The sequence below is a fragment of the Streptomyces sp. NPDC059957 genome (assembly GCF_042730015.1).
Lineage (GTDB): Bacteria > Actinomycetota > Actinomycetes > Streptomycetales > Streptomycetaceae > Streptomyces.
The window spans coordinates 15,676-36,876 of the sequence record NZ_JBHWMB010000054.1 but is presented as its reverse complement, the minus strand read 5'-3'; the positions used below and the strand labels follow the sequence as shown (position 1 = coordinate 36,876).

Sequence of the window (21,201 nt, the reverse complement as noted above, 5' to 3'; positions counted from 1 at the left end):
TCGTACCCGTCAGACCTGGCCCGCTCCGCCGTCCACGAACAGCTCGATGCCGGTGATGAAGCTGCTCTCCCGCGAGGCCAGGAACAGGGCCGCCGCGGCCACCTCCTCGGGGCGTCCGGCCCGGCCGAGCGGGACCCCGGCGGTCGCCCGTTCGCGTACGTGCGCCGGGGCGCCGGCCAGGGCCGGGGTGTCGATCGGGCCCGGGCTGAGTGTGTTGACCCGGATGGAACGCCCCGCGAGCTCCAGTGCCAGGCTGCGCGCGAGGGACCGTACGGCCGCCTTCGTGGCGGCGTAGACCCCGTACCGCGTGGACGCCGAGGAGCCGGCGGCCGAGCCCAGCAGGATGACCGAGGCCCCGTCGCGCAGCAGCGGCAGGGCCCGCTGGACGGTGAAGAAGGCGCCCCGGAAGTTGAGGTCCGAGGTGGCGTCGAACTGCTCCTCGGTGAACTCGGCGAAGCCGCCGGCCGGGCCGCCGCCCGCGTTCACGACCAGCACGTCGATCGCGTCGCAGCCCGCGGCCGCGACCGCCGCGTAGAGCCGGTCCAGGTCCGCGACGCGCGACGCGTCGCCCGGGACGGCCACCGCGTCCGGGCCCAGGGTGCGGACCGCCGCGGCCAGTTCCTCCGGCCGCCTGCCGGTGACGAAGACCCGGGCGCCCTCCTCCACGAACCGCCGGGCCGTCGCCAGGCCGATGCCGGACGAGCCGCCCGTGACGACGGCGACCTGCCCTTCGAGCCGTCCCGTACGCATGACCGTCCTCCGCGTCGCGAGGGGAGGCGGGTGCGGTCCGCCGGCGGGAAAGCCTAGTGGCGCACACGGGCGTGCGTACGGCCGTTCGGTGGAACGGGGCTCCCAGAGCGGGTCACGGGAGCCCCACGGGAGCCCCGGGGTCCGCAAGGCCGCACGCCCCGCGCGGTGTACCGGGGCGGGCGACGGGGGAGGAGCCGGACATGGACGAGAACGCGGGCCCCGATCCGGGGCTCTACGGCCCCGCCTCCGTGACCTGGCAGTGCCACGGCGACCCGGTCATGTGGATCGCCGGGGTCCGTGCGCTCTACCTCCAGGCCCTGCACCCGCGCGCGGTCCGCGGGGTCATGGAGAACAGCTCGGCCTTCAGCGGGGAGAACGGCGGGGGCGACGCCTGGGGACGCCTGCTGCGCACGGCCGACTTCGTCGGCACCGTCACCTACGGCACCACCGAGGCCGCCGAGCGGGCCGGCGCCCGCGTCCGCAAGATCCACACCATGCTGTCGGCGACGGATCCGGCCACCGGCGCGCGATTCCGGGTGGACGAGCCCGAGCTGCTGCTCTGGATCCACTGCGCGCAGATCGACAGCTTCCTGCACGTCCTGCGCCGCTCCGGGGTCCCGCTCACCCCCGCGCAGGCGGACCGCTACGTGGCGGAGAACCGTGTCAACGCCCGGCTCGTCGGCCTCGACCCGTCCGGGGTACCGGGGGACACCGCGGCCCTGGCCGCCTACTTCGAGCGGATCCGCCCCGAGCTCGCCGCCGGACCCGACGCCCGCGCCGTCGACGCCTTCCTGTGCGCCCCGCCCATCCACCCCCTCCTCGTCCCTGGCCGAAACCTGGTGTGGCGCCCGCTCGCCGGCCTCGCCTACGGATCCCTCCCCGGCTGGGCGCACCAGCTGTACGGCCGTCCCGCACCGGCCCCGCGCAGCGTCACCCGTCGCCTGCGTCTCACCGGTAGCCTGCTGCGCAGCATTCCCGCAGGTCTGCGCTGGAAGCTGCCTCCAGGTCACATCTTGAAAGCGATGCGCCGCATGGGCCCCGGGAGCCGCCCCGCGCCGTACACACTGCGTACATCAGCGGCCATACTGGACCGGCCGGGGAGGGCGTAGGACGCAGGGCGACACACGGGGGCGACTTCAAAACATGGCGGAGTCCAGACTGATCCACGGCCGGTACCGGTCGCTCGACCTGATCGGCCGCGGCGGCATGGGCGAGGTGTGGCGGGCCCGCGACGAGTCGCTGGGCCGGCAGGTCGCCGTCAAATGCCTCAAGCCCATCGGACCCGAGCAGGACACCCACTTCACCCAGGTGCTGCGCGAGCGCTTCCGCCGCGAGGCGCGCGTCGCCGCCTCCCTCCAGCACCGAGGCGTCACCGTCGTCCACGACTTCGGCGACGACAGCGCGGCCGGCGGTCCCCTCTACCTCGTCATGGAACTCCTCGAAGGCCGCAACCTCAGCCAGCTCCTGGAGGACAACGACGCGCGCCCGCTCCCCGTGGACGTGGTCGTCGACATCGCCGAGCAGATGGCCGCGGCCCTCGGCTACACCCACGAGCAGGGCGTCGTCCACCGCGACCTGAAGCCCGCCAACATCATGAGGCTCACCGACGGCACGGTGAAGATCTGCGACTTCGGCATCGCCCGGCTGGCCGCCGACATCGGATTCACCGCGAAACTGACCGGCGGCGGCATGGCCATGGGCACCCCGCACTACATGTCGCCCGAGCAGATCGCGGGCGGCGAGGTGGACCACCGCAGCGACCTCTACTCCCTCGGCTGCGTCCTGTACGAGATCGCCACCGGAGCCCCGCCCTTCGACCTCGGCGACTCCTGGTCCGTGCTGGTCGGCCACCGCGACACCGCGCCCGTGCCGCCGCGCGAGCACCGCCCCGAACTGCCGGCCTCCTTCGAGCGGCTGGTGCTCGACCTGCTCGCCAAATGCCCCGAGGACCGGCCGGGCGACGCCCGCCACCTGCACCGGCAGCTCGTCGAAGCCCGGCTCGGCCCCGGCGCGGCGACCGGAGCGCACCCGCCGCTGCCCGCGTGGGCCGACGGGATGACCGCCGGACGCAAGGCCGGCCTCGAGGCCCGCCCCGCGAGCGGGGAGTGGGCCGTCCTCACCGGCTCCTGGACCGCCGCCCGCCCGAGCGGGCAGCACCCGGCGGCCGCCGGAGCCGCCCCTGCCGGCTCCGGCCCCGTCCCCCCGCTCGCGCAGACCCTCGTACGCCCGCTTCCGGCCGAGGACCCCCGGCTCACCGCCGCCTACGGATCCCCGCACGGCTCCGGCACCGCCGCCTCCGGCCAGGCCGCGCTCGACGCCGGCCACACGCGGGCCTTCGCCCTCAGCCGGGCCGGCCGTACCGAGGAGGCCCTCGCCGGGTACGCGGCCGTCGCCGAAGGACGCGCCCGGGTGCTCGGAGCCGACCACCCGGACACCCTCGCCGCGCGGCAGGAGGCGGCGTACGAGACGGGCCTGCTCGGCCGCCACCAGGAGGCGTACGAGGGCTACCGCGCGGTGCTCGCCGCCCGGGAGCGCACCGTGGGCCGGATCCACCCCGACACCCTGCGCTGCCGCCACAACCTGGCCTGCGCGCTGGGCGCCCTCGGCCGCTTCTCCGAGGCCCACACCGCCGCCGCCGAGGTGGCCGCCGACCGGGCGGCCGTCCTGGGGGCGGAGCACGCGGACACCCTGCTGACCCGGTACGAGGTGGCGTACGCGCTCGGCCGCCTGCAACGCTGGGAGGAGGCCCTCGAGGCCTTCCGGCACATCGCCGCCGTACGGGAGCGGGTGCTCGGCCGCGACCACCCCGACACGCTCGCCGCGCGCTACGAGGCCGGGATCGCCCTCGGCCGGACCGGACGCTCGGCCCAGGCCCTGGAGCTGTTCCGGGACCTGGTCCGCGACCGCACCCGCGCCTACGGGGCCGCCGACCCGGAGACGCTGCGGGCCCGGCACGTCCTCGGGGTGAACCTCGGGCGCCTGGAGCGCTGGGAGGAAGCGGTGGCCGAAGCCCGGGAGGTGGGCGAGGCACGGGCCCGCACGCTCGGCGCCGAACACCCCGACACCCTGGTCAGCCGGCGCGAACTCGCCGTGGGACTGGGCCGGCTGGGGCGCTGGGACCAGGCGCTGCCGGTCTACCGGGAACTGTCCGGCATCCGCGAGCGATCGCTGGGCGACGGCCATCCGGACACGGTCGCGGCCCACGCCGACGAAGCGCACTGTCTGGAGCGGCTGGGGCAGGTGTGTTACCAAGAGCCATGACGACCTCGCGGGGCTTCGGGCACGACGTGTACGACGCGGTGATCGTGGGCGGGGGCCACAACGGCCTCGTCGCCGCCGCCTACCTGGCCAGGGCGGGCCGTTCGGTCCTCGTCCTGGAGCGGCTCGGCCGCACCGGCGGGGCCGCCGTGTCCACCCGGCCCTTCCCGGGCGTCGACGCCCGGCTGTCCCGCTACTCCTACCTGGTCTCGCTGCTCCCCGCGAAGATCGTGCGCGAGCTCGGCCTGGACTTCGAGGTGCGCAGGCGCACGGTCTCCTCGTACACCCCCGTCGAGCGCGCCGGACGCCCCGGCGGACTGCTGGTCGGCGGCGGCGAGGCGCGCACCCGGGAGTCCTTCGCGCGGCTGACCGGCTCGGAGCGGGAGTACGAGAACTGGCGCGCCTTCTACGGAACCACCGGGCGGGCCGCCGAGCGCCTCTTCCCGACGCTGACCGAGCCGCTGCCCACGCGCGGCGAGCTGCGCGCGCGGCTCGACGACGAGGCGGCCTGGCGCATGCTGTTCGAGGAGCCGATCGGACGGGCCGTCGAGCGGGAGTTCGCCGACGACCTGGTGCGCGGCGTCGTCCTCACCGACGCGCTGATCGGCACCTTCGCCGATGCCCACGACCCGGGCCTGGCCCAGAACCGCTGCTTCCTCTACCACGTCATCGGCGGCGGCACCGGCGACTGGGACGTCCCCGTCGGCGGCATGGGCGCGCTCACCGACGCCCTCGCCGCGTCCGCGCTGGCCGCCGGGGCGGAGATCGTCACCGGGCACGAGGCGCTGCGCATCGACACCGACGGCACGACCGCCCCGGCCGAGGTGACCTTCCGTACGGCGACGGGCGAGGGGCGGGTCGCCGGCCGGGTGGTGCTCGTCAACGCCTCGCCGCAGGCGCTCGCCGAACTCCTCGGGGAGGAACCGGCGCAGCCGGCCCCCGAGGGGGCTCAGCTCAAGGTCAACATGCTGCTGCGCCGGCTACCCCGGCTGCGGGACACCTCCGTGGACCCGCGCGAGGCCTTCGGCGGCACCTTCCACATCGCGGAGGGCTACGAACAGCTCGCCCGGGCCCACGCGGAGGCCGCCGCCGGTGAACTGCCCTCCGTACCGCCCTCGGAGATCTACTGCCACTCGCTGACGGACCCGACGATCCTGGGACCCGAGCTGGCGGAGCAGGGCTACCAGACCCTGACCCTCTTCGGGCTGCACACCCCGGCAAGGCTGTTCGGTCACGACAACCAGGGGGCGCGGGAGGTGCTGCTCGCCGCCACCCTCGCCCAGCTCGACGCCCACCTGGCCGAACCGATCACCGACTGCCTGGCCTTCGACACCGACGGCCGCCCGTGCATCGAGGCCAAGACCCCGCTCGACCTGGAGCGGGATCTGCGCCTGCCCGGCGGGCACATCTTCCACCGGGACCTGTCCTGGCCCTACGCAGAGGAGGGCGGCGGCCGTTGGGGCGTGGAGACCGCCCACCGCAACGTACTGCTGTGCGGCGCGGGGGCGGTCCGCGGCGGCGGCGTCAGCGGGGTCCCCGGCCACAACGCGGCGATGGCGGTCCTGGGGCACTGACGCGCCCGGGCGCCCTGTCAGCCGACGGGGTCGATCACGACGATCGGGATTTCCCGGCTGGTCTTGGTCTGGTACTCGTCGTACGAGGGCCAGTGCTTCACCATCAGCGGCCAGAACCCGGCACGCTCCTCGGAGGTCGCGGTCCGCGCGATGCCCTGGACCACCTTCGGGCCGACCTGCACCCGGACCTCGGGGTGCTCGCTGAGGTTCCGGTACCAGAGCGGGTCCTCGGGGTCGCCGCCCTTGGAGGCGACGATGAGGTAACGGCCGTCGTCCTCGCCGTAGATGAGCGGGGTCCGCACGGGCTTCCCGGACTTGCGGCCGATGGTGGTGAGCAGCAGGGTCTGGGTGTTGTTCCAGTACTGCCCCTCGGTCCCGCCGGACCCCACGTACAGCTTGACGTGATCCAGGGTCCAGCCCGGCTTGGGGTCGATCGGGTTGTCCCAGTCGATGTCGGTCATATGGGTTCGCCTGCCTTCGTGTTGAACGGTCAACGAACCACAACAACGAGTGCCGGCGCCACAGGGCACGGCCCGTTCCGGCCTAGTTCGGAAGCGCGAATCCGTCGAAAAGGTCGTCCATGGCGCGCCGCGCGGCGCGGGCCGGGGTGGCGCGGACGGCGAGGTCGCGGGCGGCCACCGCAAGGGGGTGCGTGAGGGCGGCGACCCGGCCCGCGCGCCGGGAGCGGATGCGCAGGGCGTCGGTGCGGGTGCAGCGGGCCGCGCTGTAGGCGGCCAGGGCGGCCGGTACGTCGGCCCCGTCCAGCAGGTGTGCGAGGACGGCGGCGTCCTCGACGGCCTGGCACCCGCCCTGGCCGAGGTTGGGGGTCATGGCGTGCGCCGCGTCACCGAGCCACGCCAGCCGGCCGCGGTGGAAGCGGGGGAGCGGGGCGGCGAGGTCGTACAGGTCGTGCTGGAGCACGGCCGCCGGGTCGATCCGCTCCAGCAGGGCGGGGATCGGGTCGTGCCAGGTGCCGTAGCGGCCCAGGAGTTCGGTGCGTACGTCGGCGGGCCGGTGGCCCTCGGGCACGACCGCGGTGGCGTAGACGTACACGCGGCCGTCGGCGAGCGGGACGACGCCGAAGCGCTCCCCGCGGCCCCAGGTTTCGGCGGCGGCGGGCACGGGCGGTCCGCCGGCGGGAAGGACGGTCCGCCAGGCGGTCTCCCCGCTGTAGTGCAGGCCGGGGTGGGCCGGGAAGTGCCGGCGGCGGATCGGGCTGTGGATGCCGTCGGCGGCGATGACCACGTCGGCGGTGAGAGCTCCGGCCGAGGTGTGGACGACGGGCCGGCCGTCCGCACCGTCGACGGCGGTCACCGCCGTGCCGTACACGAGGGCGGCTGCGGGGAGCTCGGCGGCCAGGGCGGCGGTGAGGGCCGCGCGGTGCACGGCGAGCGGGGGCCGGCCGTACCTGGCGGTCAGCGCGGCACCGTCGGCGCGGCTCAGCCGGCGGCCGCCGGGGCGGCGCAGGTCCATCGCGGCGGGGGTGGCGCGACCCGCCGCGCGGGCGGCGTCGAAGCCGATGGCGTCGAAGGCGCGCAGGGCGTTGGGGGCGAGGACGATTCCCGCGCCGATCGCGGACGGCCCGGGCGTGCGTTCGCAGACGGTGACGTCCCAACCGCGCCGGTGCAGGGCCACCGCCGCGGCGAGCCCGCCGATCCCCGCGCCCGCCACCACCGCTTGACGTCGAGTCATGGCCGCACCTTCCCCGCTCCCCACGTCCTCTACGGATGTAGAGGACGTGGCCGTCACTCTACACTTGTAGAGTGACGGTATGCACACCCCCGAGCGCGGAAGCGACCGCCGAACACTGATCGCCGACAGCGCGATCGACCTCGTGGCCGCCGCCGGGCTGCGAGGCCTGACCCACCGGGCCGTCGACGGAGCGGCCGGGCTTCCGGCGGGCAGCACCTCGTACTACTTCCGTACGAGGACGGCGCTGATCGGCGCCTGCTACGCGCGGCTGGCCGAGCTGGACCTCGGCGACTTCGACGGGGGCGCCACTGCTTCGCAGTCGCCTGCGCCTCCGCCTTCACCGATGGACCGGGACTCCGTCGTCGCCGTGCTCGCCGCGCTGCTGTACCGATGGCTGACCACGGGGCGCTCGCGCCAGCTGGCGCGCTTCGAGCTGAGCCTGGAGGCCGCCCGGAACCCGGAGCTCGCGACGGAACTCCACCGGGCCGGCCAGGGCTCGCGGGACCGGGCCGCCGGGATCCTCGCGGCGCTCGGCGCCGCACGGCCGGCCGAGTCCGCCGAACTCCTGGTCGCCTGGGCCGACGGACTCCTCTACGACCGCCTCGCGGGCGCGCTCGCCCGCTCCCGCCCGGCACCCGACCTGGCCGAACTCACCGCCGTGACCCGCAGGATGATCGATGCGGCCCTCGCCTAGGCCGTGACCGGGTGTGCTCGCGGCAGGGACTTCGGGTCAGGCTCGGGCCCGGGCGGGCACCTCGCGGACGAGGAGAAGTGCCACGGCGCCCAGGAGGGTGCCGGTGATGCGGCGTTGCACGGCGGCCCAGCTCGGGCGCCGGCCGAGGAAGGTGGCGATGGCCCCGGCGGCGACGACGATCAGGGCGTTGACGGTCAGGCTCACCGCGATCTGAACCGACCCGAGGGCCAGGCCCTGTGCGGCCGGATTCCCGCGCTGCGGGTCGATGAACTGCGGGATCAAGGTCAGGTACATGATCGCGGCCTTGGGGTTGAGCAGGTTCGTCACCAGCCCCATGCGGAAGAGCCGTGCCGGGCTGTCGCGGGGTATTTCGCGGACCTCGAACATGCCCCGCCCGCCGGGGCGCAGGGCCTGCCAGGCGAGATGGGCCAGGTAGAGGACGCCCGCGGCTTTGAAGCCGATGAACAGCCAGGGCACGGCGACGAACACGACCGCGAGGCCGAGGTTGCCCATCAGCATGTAGACGACGAAGCCGACGCCGGTGCCGGCCAGGGAGACGAGACCCGCTGCGCGGCCCTGGCCGATGCTGCGCGAAACGAGGTAGATCATGTTGGGCCCGGGGGTCAGCACCATGACCAGCGCGGTGAGTGCCATGCCGAGGACGGACGCACCGGACACGGGTGAGGACAACGAGGTGAGGGACATGCCCCCACCTTGATGTAATGGGCTTATGCATCTCAACCCTTACGGTGAGTACGCCGTGCTCCTCGCCCGTTCCCTGGCCGACGACTGGCCCGACACCCGGGCGGGGATCGTCGAGCGGACCCGCGAGTTCGGCATGACGATGCCCTTCCCCGAGCGGCCCGACGACCACGTCCGCTGCCGGGCGGTGCTCGACGACTGGATCCGGGTCGTCGACGCCCGCGACCCGGGTGAGCGGGCGGCGATCCTCAACGGGCAGATGGCCGCCGCGACGGCCTATCCGCGCATGACCGACCACAACGGCGAGGGCTGGCACCTGCACTACCGCGACGTCGACGACGACCTGGCGCGGGTCCTGCACGCCGTGTTCAGCGTCGGCACCGCACTGCACCTGACGACCCGTGGCATGAGCCGCCTCGGCCGGTGCGCGGCTCACCCCTGCGCGAAGGTCGTCGTCGACACCTCGCGGAACGGCACCCAGCGGTACTGCTCACCGCGCTGCGGCGGCCGGGACGCCGTCCGCCGGCACCGGGCCCGTCGGCGCGAGCGGTGACGAGCCCGCACGGCGACCTATCGCCGTGCGGGCCTCAGTCCGCCGAGCGGGACCAGCCCGTCGCCTCGATGCGGGAGGCGTCCGCGGGGCGGTCTTCGGCGAAGAGGAGCTGGGCGGGTTCCGAGACGCGCAGGATGTCCACGTAGGCTCCGCGGCCCACGTAGCGCCCCTGGGCGGCGTGGCGGAAGCGGATGCGGACCTCGCGGCCGGCCCAGGTCGTGAGCGGGGCTTCGAGCCGGTGCCAGATGCGGCCCGACCAGCCGGAGACGGAGCCCTGCGCCCAGTGTTCGGCGGCTCCGCCGGTGGTGCGGACGGTGGTGAAGGGGAGCGGCTCCCAGGTCTGCCCGTCGGCGGAGGCCTCCACGTGCAGCGCTCCCGCGCCGGGCACGGTGTCCCACCACACCGCGCAGCGCAGCCGGGCCGAGCCGGTGGCCGGGGTGAGGGGCGGGAGGGTCAGGGTGCCCGAGCCGCCGGTCTCCATCCCGGAGTACCAGGCCGGGCCGCCGTGCTTCGTGCGGACGGGGACGGCGCGGGCGAAGCGGTTGCCGACCGCGACGCGGGGGGCGCTGCCGGCGCGCCAGGTGCGCACGGGGTGGACGGAGTTGCCCAGGAGGATCAGGAAGGAGTCCGTGGAGGGGTCCAGGACCAGGGAGGTGCCGGTGAAACCGGTGTGGCCGGCGGAGTGCGGGGTGGCCATGGCGCCCATGTACCAGTGCTGGTAGAGCTCGAAGCCCAGGCCGTGATCGTCGCCGGGGAAGGCTGTGTTGTAGTCGGTGAAGAGCAGCTCGACGGAAGCGGGGCGCAGGATGCGCTTGCCGGCGTAGACCCCGCCGTCGAGGAGGGTGCGGGCGAGGATCGCCAGGTCCCAGGCGGTGCCGAAGACCCCGGCGTGGCCGGCGACGCCGCCCAGCGCGTGCGCGTTCTCGTCGTGGACCTCGCCCCAGACGAGCCCGCGGTCCAGCCCGGACCAGGGCGGGCGCTGCACCTCGGTGGCGGCCGTGACCCGGCGCCAGGAGAGCGGCGGGTTGTAGCGCGTGCGGTGCATCCCGAGCGGAGCGGTGATCTCGTCTTGGAGCAGGAGGTCCAATGTGTGACCGGTGATCCGTTCCAGGAGCAGTTGGAGGGCGATGAGGTTGAGGTCGGAGTAGCGGTAGACCGTCCCCGGGGTCTCCTGCGGCCTCACGGACCACAGCAGCCTCAACTGACCCGCCCGGGTGGGCTCCTGGTAGAAGGGGGCCCAGGACCGCAGCCCCGAGGTGTGTGTGAGGAGCTGCCGTACGGTGATCGACTCCTTGCCCCCGCCCGTGAACTCGGGCAGGTACCGGTGCACCGGTGCCTCCAGCTCCAGGCGCCCGCGCTCCATCTGCTGCACGGCCAGCAGCGAGGTGAACAGCTTCGAGAGGGAGGCCAGGTCGAAGACCGTGTCCTCGGCCATGGCGATCCGCTGGGCGGCCGGGAACTCCCGGACCCGGTCGGTGCGGCCGTCGTAGTCGGCGTACCGGACGGCGTCGCCCATCGCCCGGTGCAGCGCCACGGTGCGGCCCCGCCCCGCGAGGACCACGGCCCCGGCGTAGTAAGGGTGTTCGGGGGAGGGGGCGAGGAAGCGCCGCGCCTCGTCCGCCACCCCTTCGAGATGCTTCTCCAAGAGCCCCGCCTGGCGGGCGGACCCGTACCGCAGCCGTAGTCCCTGGAGCGCGCGCCGCTCGGCCGGCCCCCCGGCAGCCCCCGCGGACCCGGGCAGCGCGGCCTGGAGTACGAGCACACCGCCCAGCGCCAGCAGCCGCGCCCCGAGCCGCCGCCGACTGAGCCCGCGCATGCTTCCGGCGGTGCCGTCCGCCGCGGTGCCGTCCGGCCCGGGCGCGGTGCCGTCCGCAGTGGGCGCGGTGCCGTCCGGCCCGGGTGCGGTGCCGCCCGCCGCGGACCAGCCGCCGTCCGCCGCGGGCGCGCTGCCGCCGTGGTCGGGTGCCTTCGGGCCGGTCGTGCCGGAGCCCTGCGTCCCACCGTCGTTCCCGGCTGCCCCTGGTGCCTTCATGACCGGTCCTCCCGTCCGCCGCCGTGTCCTGCGCCGTGTCCTCCTGAGTATCTGCCCGCTCACGGCGCGGGCCCCGCGGTGACCGGCCGGCAAAGAATCTGACGCTGCATCAGAAAACCTCTTCCCTCGACGGCCGGGCTGCGGCATCCTGCCGCCCATGGAGACGGAGCTGAGCAGGAAACTGGGAATAGAGCACGCCATCTTCGGCTTCACGCCCTTCCCGGCGGTGGCCGCTGCCATCACCCGCGCGGGCGGGTTCGGGGTGCTCGGGGCGGTCCGCTACACCGCCCCCGACGACCTGAAGCGCGACCTCGACTGGATGCAGGAGCACACCGACGGCAAGCCCTACGGGCTCGACGTGGTCATGCCCGCGAAGAAGGCCGTCGACGGCGTCAGCGAGGCCGACATCGAGGCGATGATCCCGGCCGCGCACCGGGAGTACGTCCGGGACACCCTCGCCAAACACCACGTGCCCGAGCTCGCCGAGGGCGAGGCCTCCGGCTGGCGCATCACCGGCTGGATGGAACAGGTCGCCCGCAACCAGCTCGACGTGGCCTTCGACTACCCCATCAAACTCCTGGCGAACGCGCTGGGTTCCCCGCCCGCCGACGTCATCGCGCGCGCTCACGAGCACGGCGTCCTCGTCGCCGCCCTCGCCGGCAGCGCCAAGCACGCCCGCCGGCACGCCGAGGCCGGCATCGACATCGTCGTCGCCCAGGGCTACGAGGCCGGCGGACACACCGGCGACATCGCCACCATGGTCCTGGTGCCCGAGGTGGTCGAGGCCGTCGCCCCGCTCCCGGTCCTCGCCGCCGGCGGCATCGGCAGCGGCGAACAGATCGCCGCCGGACTGGCCCTCGGCGCCCAGGGCGCCTGGCTCGGCTCACTCTGGCTGACCACCACCGAGGCGGACATGCACTCCCGCGCCCTCACCGAGAAGCTGCTCGCCGCCGGCTCCGGGGACACCGTCCGCTCCCGCGCCCTCACCGGCAAGCCCGCCCGCCAGCTGCGCACCGAGTGGACCGACGCCTGGGACGACCCGGAGGGCCCCGGCGCCCTGCCGATGCCCCTGCAGGGACTCCTCGTCGCGGAGGCCGTGTCCCGCATCCAGAAGTACGAGATCCAGCCGCTGCTCGGCACCCCCGTCGGGCAGATCGTCGGCCGGATGAACAGCGAACGCAGCGTCCAGGCCGTCTTCGACGACCTCACCAGCGGCTTCGAGCGCGCCATCGACCGCATCACCCGCATAGCCGGCCGGGCCTGAAGATCCGAGGAGTGGACAAGATGACCGACACGCCCCCCAACGGCTTCTGGGCCCAGGCCGCCGCCGACCCCGAGCGCACCGTCCTCGTCACCCCGGAGGGCGAGACCTGGTCCGCCGCCCGGCTGCACGCCGACGTCAACCGCCTCGTGCACGGCCTGCGGGCCGCCGGGCTGGAGCGGGGCGACGTCTTCGCCGTCGTCCTCCCCAACAGCGTCGAGTTCCTCACCGCCTACCTGGCCGCCTCCCAGGCCGGGTTCTACCTCGTCCCGGTCAACCACCACCTCGTCGGCCCCGAGATCGCCTGGATCGTCTCCGACTCCGGAGCCAAGGTCCTGATCGCCCACGAGCGGTTCGCCGACGCGGCCACCGCCGCCGCCGACGAGGCGGGCCTGCCCGCGAGCCACCGGTACGCGGTCGGAGCGGTCGCGGGCTTCCGCTCGTACGGCGAACTGCTCGACGGGCAGCCGGACACGGCCCCCGCCGACCGCACGCTCGGCTGGGTCATGAACTACACCTCCGGCACCACCGGCCGGCCGCGCGGCATCCGCCGTCCGCTGCCCGGCAAGCTCCCGGAGGAGACGTACCTCGGCGGCTTCCTCGGCATCTTCGGCATCCGCGCCTTCGACGACAACGTCCACCTCGTGTGCTCGCCGCTCTACCACACGGCCGTCCTGCAGTTCGCCGCCGCGGCCCTGCACATCGGACACCCGCTGGTCCTGATGGACAAGTGGACCGCCGAGGAGATGCTGCGCCTGATCGACGCGCACGCCTGCACGCACACCCACATGGTGCCGACCCAGTTCCACCGGCTCCTCGCGCTCCCGCAGGAGACCAAGGACGCGTACGACGTCTCCTCCATGCGGCACGCCATCCACGGCGCCGCGCCCTGCCCCGACCACGTCAAGCGGGCGATGATCGACTGGTGGGGCGGGTGCGTGGAGGAGTACTACGCGGCGAGCGAGGGCGGCGGCGCCTTCGCCACGGCCGAGGACTGGCTGAAGAAGCCGGGAACCGTCGGCAAGGCCTGGCCGATCAGCGAGCTCGCCATCTTCGACGACGACGGCGAGCGGCTGCCCGCCGGCGAACTCGGCACCGTCTACATCAAGATGAACACCGGCGGCTTCAGCTACCACAAGGACGAGGGCAAGACGAAGAAGAACCGCATCGGCGACTTCTTCACCGTCGGAGACCTCGGCCTGATGGACGAGGAGGGCTACCTCTTCCTCCGCGACCGGAAGATCGACATGATCATCTCGGGCGGGGTGAACATCTACCCGGCCGAGATCGAATCGGCACTGCTCACCCATCCGGCGGTCGCGGACGCCGCCGCCTTCGGCATCCCGCACCCCTCCTGGGGCGAGGAGGTCAAGGCGGTCATCGAACCGGCCGAGGGCTTCGCGGCGAGCGACGCCCTCGCGGCGGAGATCCTGAACCACTGCGAGCGCCAACTGGCCGGGTACAAGCGGCCCAAGACCGTGGACTTCATCGAGACGATGCCGCGCGACCCCAACGGCAAGCTGTACAAGCGCCGCCTGCGCGAGCCGTACTGGGAGGGCCACGAGCGCGCGATGTGACGTGATGTGACGTGATGTGACGTACGGAGGCCTCCCCGGCCATGGGTCGGGGAGGCCTCGGAGTTCAGCCGCTCAGGCCTTGCGCGCCGTGCAATGTCCGGCATGATGCGGGGACATGAGACAGCGGGCGGCGGACATGGCGGGCGGACGCCACGAGGCCCGGCACGGGATCGTGCCGGGCCTCGGGCCGCGAACAGCCGGTGACGTGGGGTACCGACCCTCACTTACCGCGCGGACGCGCCCGCCACGACCACGACGGCGGCCACGGGCACTGCGACGACGGCCACTTCGGCGATGTGCATGGGATTCCCTCTCATCGGTGCGGCCTTCGTGTCCGGCCGCGGCACGAGACAGTGCAGCGCCCGTACGCGGCACGGCCGAAGCGGTTCCGGAGCGGCCGGATCGAGCGGGCGAAGGCCCAGGTCGCGGCGGTATCCGGAACCCGCTTCACCGGACCCGCCGGACCCGCCGGACCCGGGGCAAGCGAGCGGGGACGGGTGTGAGGCCGGGCAGGGAGCTAGGAGCCGCACGGCAGGCCCTGCGCGACGAACTGCGCGCGCTGGAGGGCCGGGCGCTCAGGGGGCGGCAGCGGTTGGAGGCGATCGCCGAGGCGAACGACAGACGCGCGATCGTCGGTCTTGCGGAGCTCGTGCCCACCACGGTCGGTGGCTGGTTCGAAACGGGAACACCGGCACGGGACTTCCCCTCCTTGTGGGCGCTGGTAGAGGTACTCCTCGAATGGTCCGAAGAGCCACACGGGCACGGCCCGCGGCGCCCGCCGGACGCGGCAGGCAGACGCCTGGCGCTGGGAGCGAAGTGGAAGACGCTGTGGCAGCAGGCCAAGGAGGCCGTCAAGCCCGCCACCGCACCGCCGGGCCGCGCACCGCTGCTCAGGGCCTATCTGACGGCTGCTCGACAGGCCGCACGGGAGCATCCCTACCCGGGGGGGGCGTGGGCGAGGAGGAGCGCCTGCCCCCGCTCGCGCGTGTCCACGTACATCAGCTGGTGCGTCGCCAGGCCCCGGACGGCCCGGCCGATCCGCGTGCGGGCGGGCCCGGCGGTGCCGCGCCGAGCGGGAGCGCCACCGGCCCCGCCGTGCCCGCCGACGAGGTCCTCGGGACGGACCGGGGTGTCTGCCTGCTCCTCGCCGGACCGGGAGGAGGCAAGTCCACGCTGCTGCGCACCCTGGTGGCCGACGCGGCCGACGCGGCCGACGCGGCCGACCGCCGGCAGGACACGACGACCGGGAACACCGTCCCGGTCATCGTGGACGCGCGCTCCCTGACCGGTGAGGACCCGCTGCCCGGCGCACTGGCCCGGGCGACCACCTGCCGACTGAAGGGCTTCGGGCTTCTCGACGAGCTGACGGCGGAGTTCTTCCGCCACCAGCCGCGCTCCGGGGCGGCCTGGCTCGTGCTCGTCGACGGTCTCGACGAGATCGCCGACGCGGACGCGCGCGGCGCCGTCCTGCGGATGGTGGCCGGTGCCGCAGCGGCCGAGCCGGAGCTGTACCGGTTCGTGGTCGCGACCCGTCCCCTGCCCGCCGGGGAACTCGGCGCACCAGGCCCGGAGACGCGATGCTTCGAGCTGCTGTCCTTCTCCGAGGGCGACCTGCGCTCCTACGCCGTGCAATGGTTCCGCGGCCTGGAGGACCCCGAACGCCAGGCCACGACGTTCCTGGCCAGGCTGAAGCGCTCCCGCCTGGACGTCCTGGCCCGTACGCCGCTCATGGCCTCCATGCTGTGCCGGCTCCACGCGGCCGATCCCGCCCGGTCCCTGCCCGCCGGCCGGACCGGCGTCTACCGGGCGTTCGTGGAACTGCTCCACGAGCAGAACGCCCATAAGCACGTCGCGGCCACCCACGCCGCCGCGATCCACCGCCTGAAGGACCGCCATCAGGTCCCGAAGGACCGCAGAGCCACCGAAGAGGCCGCGCAACGCGTGGTCGACCACCTGCCGCAGCTGATCGACCACCTGGCCTACGAGAGGATCAACGGGAACACCGCGCACGCCGTAGCGGTGCTGGCCTCACACCCGTGGGCCGGGCGCCCCCCGAAAGTGGCAGCGGAACACTGGAGTCGCCTTCTCGCAGACCTCCTGCGGCCCACCGGCGTACTGGCCCAGGAGGCGGACGACTTCGAATTCCTCCACCGGACCCTCCTCGAGTACCACGCCGCCCGGCACGCAGCCCGTGACGACCTTCAGGTCCGCACCCGACTGCTCCACGACCTGTTCGGCAACCACTCGACTCCGCGCGGTGGTCGCCGGGAGCCGCTGGACCTGGACCCGTCCTACCTCGGCTTCCTCCTCGACGGACTCCTCGCCCACGGGGACGCCCTCGCGGCCGAGACCGTCCAGTGCGTGGAAGACCTCACCTCGAACGGCGGAGAGAACGCCTGCGCGTTCCTCATCAGACAGGTGCACCTGGCGACCTGCCTTCCCCCGGACCGAACGGCCGCGCAGCTCACCCGTTTCGTCCGTGACCCCTCCATCGACGGCAGGGCCATCGTGCCGGCGGCCAGGGCGGTGGCCGAGGTGGAAGGGCACCGGGCCGCGGGGGCCGCCCTGCTCACCCACCTCTGCGAGGACGTCACCATGCCCCCGTCCGTCCGCCTCTGGGCGGCCGAAGCCCTGGTCGGGTGGACGGGCAGCAGGACGTCGCTGCCGCCCTGCTGGTCCGCCTCGCCGAGGACCCCGGTCTCCCACACATCCGCCTGTGGGCTGCCATTGACCTCAGCAGGGTGCGGGGCCATGAGGACAGTGCCGCCGCCCTGCTCGTCTCCATCGCCGAGGACGCCGGCAGCTACTCCCGTACGGCGGCGGCCGAGACCCTGGCCGGGCTGGAGGGGTACCGGGCGGCAGGCATCGCCCTGCTCGCCGAGCTGGCCGGGAACCCCGGCGGGCGCACCATCCCGCGGATCGGGGCAGCCGGCGCGCTGGCAAGGCTGGGAGGGCCGGGAGAGCACCGGACCGCGGGCATCACCCTGCTCGCCCGCTTCGCCGACGACGCCGAACTCGACGGAGTGGACCGGGTATGGGCAGCCGCGGAACTGGCCGGCGTGGAAGGGCACCGGGCCACCGCCCTCACCTTGCTCACGCATTTCGCCGAGGAGTTCAAGGGCATCGCCAGGCGGAACGCGGTCGACGCCCTGGACGACATCCGAGGCGGCACCCCCGCAGCGGGGTACGCAGAGGGCACCTGAGGGATCCGCGACGAGGACGGCCACGCCCGGGCTTCGTGAGGAGTGCCACGTCAGAGCCCTGGAAGCGCACTTTCCGCTGCATTCGGGGAACACTTCTGGCAAGTTGGCTGATATGAGTACGGCACTGCACAGATCCCCCCTGACCGACTGGACCGTCGTGGTCCCCGTGGTGGCGCTCGTCGCGCTCGTCTTCAGCTGGGGACGCGACCTGCCCTCGCTCGCCGTGGCGCTGGTGGCGCTCTGCCTGGCCGGCGCGGTGCTGGCGGCGGTGCACCACGCCGAGGTCGTCGCGCACCGGGTGGGTGAACCCTTCGGCTCACTGGTCCTCGCCGTCGCGGTCACCGTCATCGAAGTGGCCCTCATCGTCACCCTGCTGGCCGACGGCGGGGACAAGACCTCCTCCCTCGCCCGGGACACCGTCTTCGCCGCCGTCATGATCACGTGCAACGGCATCGTCGGCCTGTCCCTGCTCGTCGGGGCCCTGCGCAACCGCGTCGCCGTCTTCAACGCCGAGGGCTCGGGCGCGGCCCTGGCCACCGTCGCCACGCTCGCCGTACTCAGCCTCGTGCTGCCCACCTTCACCACCACCAAGCCGGGCCCCGAGTTCTCCACGGCCCAGCTCGCCTTCGCCGCCACCGCCTCGCTCGCCCTCTACGGGCTGTTCGTCGCCGTCCAGACGGTCCGCCACCGCGACTACTTCCTGCCCGTCGACACCAAGCGGATCCGCAAGGAGGCCGCGCAGGCCGCTGCCGCCGCGGCCGCCGGCGAAGAGGACGAGCACGCCGAGCCGCCCACCGCCCGGGCCGCCCTGATCAGCCTCGGACTGCTGCTCGTCGCACTCGTCGCCGTCGTCGGAAACGCCAAGGCCGTCTCCCCGACCATCGAACGCGGAGTCGCGGACCTCGGTCTGCCCTACGCCGTGGTCGGTGTGATCATCGCCCTGCTCGTGCTGGCCCCCGAGACCCTGGCCGCCGTCCGAGCGGCCCGCCGCGACCGGGTGCAGACCAGCCTCAACCTCGCCTACGGCTCCGCCATCGCGAGCATCGGCCTGACCATCCCGGCGATCGCCCTCGCCACGATCTGGCTCTCCGGGCCGCTGGTGCTCGGGCTCGAACCCGTCCACATGGTGCTGCTGGCGCTGACCGTCGTCGTCAGCGCCCTCACCATCGTCCCGGGCCGCGCCACCCTGCTCCAGGGCGGCGTGCACCTCGTGCTGCTGGCCGCGTACCTCTTCCTCGCCGTCAGCCCCTGAGCGGGCCGCGACCCGTACGACACGCCGCCAGGGCCTGTCGTACGGGGCGCGCAGGTGTCAGCGCCGCTCGCGCGGCCAGACCACCTTCAGCCGGGGCGAGGTGAGGATGTCCCGCTCGCAGAACCGTGCCTTCACCCAGCGCTCCTGGGAGAAGAGCCGGGTCTGGTCGGCCGCGTGCGGGGAATTCGGGTTCGAGGACTGGCTGTACGTCAGCAGCGTGCGCGCGACCGGACAGCGGCTGCCGTCCCAGCCGACGGCCTGGATGTGGCTGGAGCCGTGCAGGACCTCCGGGTAGCCGCCGCCCGCCGCGTTCCACGGAGCCTCGATCTTGTTCCAGACGCCCAGGGCCTCCGTTCCGCCGCCCACCGGCAGCTTCTGCCCGCCGCGCACCACGAACTGGTGCTCCCCGAGCGGCGCGTCCGGTGCGATGCTCGCCTTTCTCAGCTCCGACACCGTGTCGGCGAGGGCCCGCCCGATCCCGGGCGCCGCCTGGTTGAGCGTGCGGGGCGTCCCTACCGGATCGGCCGCGTCGAAGGGCACCAGCCACAGCTCCCTGGCCGCCGTGCTCGCGGTCAGCTTCCGCCAGAACCGGTCGAAGAGCAGCGCGCCCCGGCTCGAGGCGTCGGCCGTGCGGTCCCAGGCCGCCAGCACCCCACAGGCTGACGACACGTCCACGGCCGCGCCGTCGCTGCCCGTGGCCGTCCCGCCCGGCAGGGCCGCGCAGGCCTTCGCCGCGTCGGCCGCCGCCAGATCACCGGCCGGGACCCGGTTCGCGAACTGCTGCTCCTGCAGGTCCGCCACCGTCAGCCCGCCCTTCGCCGCCATCGCGGAGACGTCCTCCAGGGCGCCCCGGGTGCGCAGCGAGCGCGGGGTCCCGGCATTGCCCCAGATCCGCTCGTAGCCGGTGATCGGCTGGTCCGCGTTGGCCAGCCATGCGCTGTCGTTGGAGTTCTCGGCGTACGGGGCGCCCTGCAGCGTCGGCGCCCGGCCCGGGCCGAAGACCCCCGGCTGGACCGCGTCCGGGTCGGAGCCGGGCGCGCAGTCACCGCGCGAACCGTCCAGCACCGCCAGCCCCGAGGAGGGGTACGTGGCCCTGCCCAGCGGGGTCGAGCAGCGCGCGGCGAGCTCGTCCGTGATCCGGGGGAGCACCTGGGACTGGGTGAAGAGGGTGCCGCCCGCCGAGTCGGCTGCCACCGTGTTGACCCAGGGCAGCCCCTGGGTGCGCCGCAGGGCGTCCTGGACGCCGGCGACCGAGCGGGCCCGGCCCATGGCCAGGGCCGTGGCGGAGCCGCGCATGTTCGCGGCGTTGGGGTCGGCCAGCGCGTAGGCGGTGGTCGTGGTCCAGGGCAGCGGCAGGCCGGCGCCGAGTCCGGACAGCACCGGGCCGTAGCGGGTCCACCACTGGGTCCGGGTGACCGGGGCGCCGCCCGGGACCGGGACGCTGACGGTGCGTGCGGTCATCTTCTCCGGTGTGCCGTCCACCAGATAGGCCGTCGGGTCGGCCGGGTCGAGGGCCAGCTGGTGGAGGTTGACGGGAGTGCCGGTGGCCACCGTGTGACTCCAGGCCACCTTGTCGTTGAAGCCGATGTTCACCACGGTGGTGCCGAGCAGCGAGCCGCCGGAGACGTTCAGCTCGCCGGGGATGGTCTGCTGCGACTGCCAGAACCGGCGGCCGCCCTGCCACGGATAGTGCGGGTTGCCGAGGAGCAGGCCGGAGCCGCTCGCGGTGGTGGAGCCGGCGAAGGCCACCGCGTTGGACCCCATGTCGTAGCGGGTGGTGTCGAAGAACTCCCGGGCCGCCTCCGCGGCGGCAGCCGGATCGACGCCCGCCGCACCCGGGGCGGCCGTGGCGCCCGGGGCCACCGCCGCCGGGCCCGGGGGCCGTGCCGAGGTGATGCCGTCGACGGCGCGGCCCTGGCCGCCGAGGACCGAGACGGCGAAGCCGCGGGCGGCGACGTCGGTGGCGGTGACCGGGCGCACCCAACCGGCGCCCTTGCAGGCCGGGTCGGTGATCTGGTTCTGGGCCAGCCAGGCGTTGTAGCCGGCGGCCCAGCCCCGCATCAGCTCCTTGACCTCCTTGCCCGGCCCGGCCGGCGCGGGCACGGCCAGCAGCTTCTCCACGGTGCCGGAGTCGCGGACGCCCTTGAAGAACAGGTCGCTGGAGAGATTCCCGGCGGCGGAGGAGAGCGAACCGTCGGGCGCGGCGTCCGGGCCGAACCACCGCGACCGCTCCCCGGAGACGGTCAGGAACCCGTCGGCGAGCACGCACACTTGGTCGGCGGCCTGCGCCCACCCGGTGCCGAAGCCGAGGTGGGCGTAGTCACGGGCCAGGATGTGCGGGATCCCGTTCTCGGTGTACCGGATGACGGCGGACAGGCCGCCGCCGGACGGGCCGGAGCCCTGGTCCCGGGCGGCGGCCTCGGGTATCGCCGAGGCGGCGACCAGCAGTGCCGTGCCGGTGAGGGCGACACGACGGAGGAGCGGGCGGGCGCGACGGCGTCCGTGGAGTAGGCGCAACGTACCTCCCAAGTAGCCTGCGGACGGGCGCGATCGCCCGAGCGGGTGGGTGGTGCTGGTGTGCCCCCACACTCATGCAGGCCACCTGACGTCATGTCAACATGCCGTTTGGTATCTCCTGGTGTTCCGGCCGGGC

The 21,201-nt window shown here is 73.9% G+C and carries 16 protein-coding genes and 1 pseudogene; 9 read left to right on the top strand and 8 right to left on the bottom strand.

The annotated features are described in order from the left end of the window. Positions 1-9: 9 nt before the first annotated feature. Positions 10-750 carry an SDR family NAD(P)-dependent oxidoreductase gene (locus ACFWBW_RS29640; protein WP_385378718.1) on the bottom strand — a complete coding sequence of 247 codons (741 nt, stop codon included), beginning with the start codon at positions 748-750 and terminating at the stop codon, positions 10-12. Positions 751-950: 200 nt separating this feature from the next. Here ACFWBW_RS29640 and ACFWBW_RS29635 point away from each other — a divergent pair. The 3 genes and pseudogenes from ACFWBW_RS29635 to ACFWBW_RS29625 form a co-directional block, all read left to right on the top strand. Beyond that, positions 951-1,856 (top strand): annotated as a pseudogene (locus tag ACFWBW_RS29635) (oxygenase MpaB family protein); the annotation flags it as partial. Between the two features lie 37 nt (positions 1,857-1,893). Further along, positions 1,894-4,011, top strand: a complete 2,118-nt coding sequence (locus ACFWBW_RS29630; protein WP_385378714.1) for a tetratricopeptide repeat protein — start codon at positions 1,894-1,896, stop codon at positions 4,009-4,011. After that, positions 4,008-5,582: a phytoene desaturase family protein gene (locus tag ACFWBW_RS29625; RefSeq protein WP_385378711.1), complete on the top strand. Its 1,575-nt coding sequence runs from the start codon at positions 4,008-4,010 to the stop codon at positions 5,580-5,582. Before ACFWBW_RS29630 ends, ACFWBW_RS29625 begins: the two co-directional genes overlap by 4 nt. A gap of 17 nt (positions 5,583-5,599) precedes the next feature. On the opposite strand, the gene ACFWBW_RS29620 is transcribed toward ACFWBW_RS29625, so the two are convergent. Both ACFWBW_RS29620 and ACFWBW_RS29615 read right to left on the bottom strand, forming a co-directional pair. Further along, entirely contained in the window at positions 5,600-6,043 is a 444-nt protein-coding gene (locus ACFWBW_RS29620; RefSeq protein WP_385378708.1) for a nitroreductase family deazaflavin-dependent oxidoreductase, read from the bottom strand. 82 nt (positions 6,044-6,125) lie between these two features. Beyond that, on the bottom strand, positions 6,126-7,274 hold the full coding sequence (locus ACFWBW_RS29615) for an FAD-dependent monooxygenase (protein WP_385378705.1): 1,149 nt from the start codon (positions 7,272-7,274) through the stop codon (positions 6,126-6,128). A 79-nt stretch (positions 7,275-7,353) separates the two neighbouring features. On the opposite strand from ACFWBW_RS29615, the gene ACFWBW_RS29610 reads away from it, so the two are divergent. After that, positions 7,354-7,968, top strand: coding sequence for a TetR/AcrR family transcriptional regulator (locus tag ACFWBW_RS29610; RefSeq protein ID WP_385378702.1), 615 nt, complete (start codon positions 7,354-7,356; stop codon positions 7,966-7,968). Positions 7,969-8,004: 36 nt separating this feature from the next. Here ACFWBW_RS29610 and ACFWBW_RS29605 read toward each other — a convergent pair whose 3' ends face one another. Further along, positions 8,005-8,673 carry a LysE family translocator gene (locus ACFWBW_RS29605; RefSeq protein WP_385378699.1) on the bottom strand — a complete coding sequence of 223 codons (669 nt, stop codon included), beginning with the start codon at positions 8,671-8,673 and terminating at the stop codon, positions 8,005-8,007. Between the two features lie 25 nt (positions 8,674-8,698). Here ACFWBW_RS29605 and ACFWBW_RS29600 point away from each other — a divergent pair, with 25 nt between their 5' ends. Then, entirely contained in the window at positions 8,699-9,223 is a 525-nt protein-coding gene (locus tag ACFWBW_RS29600; protein ID WP_385378696.1) for a CGNR zinc finger domain-containing protein, read from the top strand. Between the two features lie 34 nt (positions 9,224-9,257). Here the strand turns inward: ACFWBW_RS29600 and ACFWBW_RS29595 are convergent, their stop codons facing one another. Further along, the gene (locus ACFWBW_RS29595) at positions 9,258-11,039 is read right to left on the bottom strand and encodes a serine hydrolase (protein WP_385378792.1); all 1,782 of its coding nucleotides are present in this window, start codon (positions 11,037-11,039) and stop codon (positions 9,258-9,260) included. Positions 11,040-11,412: 373 nt separating this feature from the next. Between ACFWBW_RS29595 and ACFWBW_RS29590 the strand changes: the two genes are divergently transcribed. Together ACFWBW_RS29590 and ACFWBW_RS29585 are read left to right on the top strand one after the other, a co-directional pair. Then, positions 11,413-12,519 (top strand): nitronate monooxygenase, encoded by a 1,107-nt coding sequence (locus tag ACFWBW_RS29590; protein WP_266911426.1) that lies wholly within the window; start codon positions 11,413-11,415, stop codon positions 12,517-12,519. Positions 12,520-12,539: 20 nt separating this feature from the next. Next, on the top strand, positions 12,540-14,093 hold the full coding sequence (locus ACFWBW_RS29585; RefSeq protein ID WP_385378692.1) for an acyl-CoA synthetase: 1,554 nt from the start codon (positions 12,540-12,542) through the stop codon (positions 14,091-14,093). 936 nt (positions 14,094-15,029) lie between these two features. On the opposite strand, the gene ACFWBW_RS29580 is transcribed toward ACFWBW_RS29585, so the two are convergent. Together ACFWBW_RS29580 and ACFWBW_RS29575 are read right to left on the bottom strand one after the other, a co-directional pair. After that, positions 15,030-16,067: a hypothetical protein gene (locus tag ACFWBW_RS29580; RefSeq protein WP_385378688.1), complete on the bottom strand. Its 1,038-nt coding sequence runs from the start codon at positions 16,065-16,067 to the stop codon at positions 15,030-15,032. A 54-nt stretch (positions 16,068-16,121) separates the two neighbouring features. Further along, the gene (locus ACFWBW_RS29575) at positions 16,122-16,517 is read right to left on the bottom strand and encodes a hypothetical protein (protein WP_385378685.1); all 396 of its coding nucleotides are present in this window, start codon (positions 16,515-16,517) and stop codon (positions 16,122-16,124) included. 215 nt (positions 16,518-16,732) lie between these two features. Between ACFWBW_RS29575 and ACFWBW_RS29570 the strand changes: the two genes are divergently transcribed. Beyond that, positions 16,733-17,296, top strand: a complete 564-nt coding sequence (locus ACFWBW_RS29570) for a hypothetical protein (RefSeq protein ID WP_385378682.1) — start codon at positions 16,733-16,735, stop codon at positions 17,294-17,296. Positions 17,297-17,408: 112 nt separating this feature from the next. After that, positions 17,409-18,548 (top strand): calcium:proton antiporter, encoded by a 1,140-nt coding sequence (locus ACFWBW_RS29565; RefSeq protein WP_385378679.1) that lies wholly within the window; start codon positions 17,409-17,411, stop codon positions 18,546-18,548. Positions 18,549-18,605: 57 nt separating this feature from the next. Here ACFWBW_RS29565 and ACFWBW_RS29560 read toward each other — a convergent pair whose 3' ends face one another. Further along, the gene (locus ACFWBW_RS29560) at positions 18,606-21,065 is read right to left on the bottom strand and encodes a penicillin acylase family protein (RefSeq protein ID WP_385378676.1); all 2,460 of its coding nucleotides are present in this window, start codon (positions 21,063-21,065) and stop codon (positions 18,606-18,608) included. Between the last annotated feature and the right edge of the window lie 136 nt (positions 21,066-21,201).

Coding starts and splice junctions, on each gene's coding strand:
- ACFWBW_RS29590 (WP_266911426.1), top strand. CDS start 11,413: ATGGAGACGGAGCTGAGCAGGAAACTGGGAATAGAGCACGCCATCTTC.
- ACFWBW_RS29565 (WP_385378679.1), top strand. CDS start 17,409: ATGAGTACGGCACTGCACAGATCCCCCCTGACCGACTGGACCGTCGTG.
- ACFWBW_RS29640 (WP_385378718.1), bottom strand. CDS start 750: ATGCGTACGGGACGGCTCGAAGGGCAGGTCGCCGTCGTCACGGGCGGC.
- ACFWBW_RS29585 (WP_385378692.1), top strand. CDS start 12,540: ATGACCGACACGCCCCCCAACGGCTTCTGGGCCCAGGCCGCCGCCGAC.
- ACFWBW_RS29630 (WP_385378714.1), top strand. CDS start 1,894: ATGGCGGAGTCCAGACTGATCCACGGCCGGTACCGGTCGCTCGACCTG.
- ACFWBW_RS29600 (WP_385378696.1), top strand. CDS start 8,699: ATGCATCTCAACCCTTACGGTGAGTACGCCGTGCTCCTCGCCCGTTCC.
- ACFWBW_RS29625 (WP_385378711.1), top strand. CDS start 4,008: ATGACGACCTCGCGGGGCTTCGGGCACGACGTGTACGACGCGGTGATC.
- ACFWBW_RS29620 (WP_385378708.1), bottom strand. CDS start 6,043: ATGACCGACATCGACTGGGACAACCCGATCGACCCCAAGCCGGGCTGG.
- ACFWBW_RS29610 (WP_385378702.1), top strand. CDS start 7,354: ATGCACACCCCCGAGCGCGGAAGCGACCGCCGAACACTGATCGCCGAC.
- ACFWBW_RS29605 (WP_385378699.1), bottom strand. CDS start 8,673: ATGTCCCTCACCTCGTTGTCCTCACCCGTGTCCGGTGCGTCCGTCCTC.
- ACFWBW_RS29615 (WP_385378705.1), bottom strand. CDS start 7,274: ATGACTCGACGTCAAGCGGTGGTGGCGGGCGCGGGGATCGGCGGGCTC.
- ACFWBW_RS29595 (WP_385378792.1), bottom strand. CDS start 11,039: ATGCGCGGGCTCAGTCGGCGGCGGCTCGGGGCGCGGCTGCTGGCGCTG.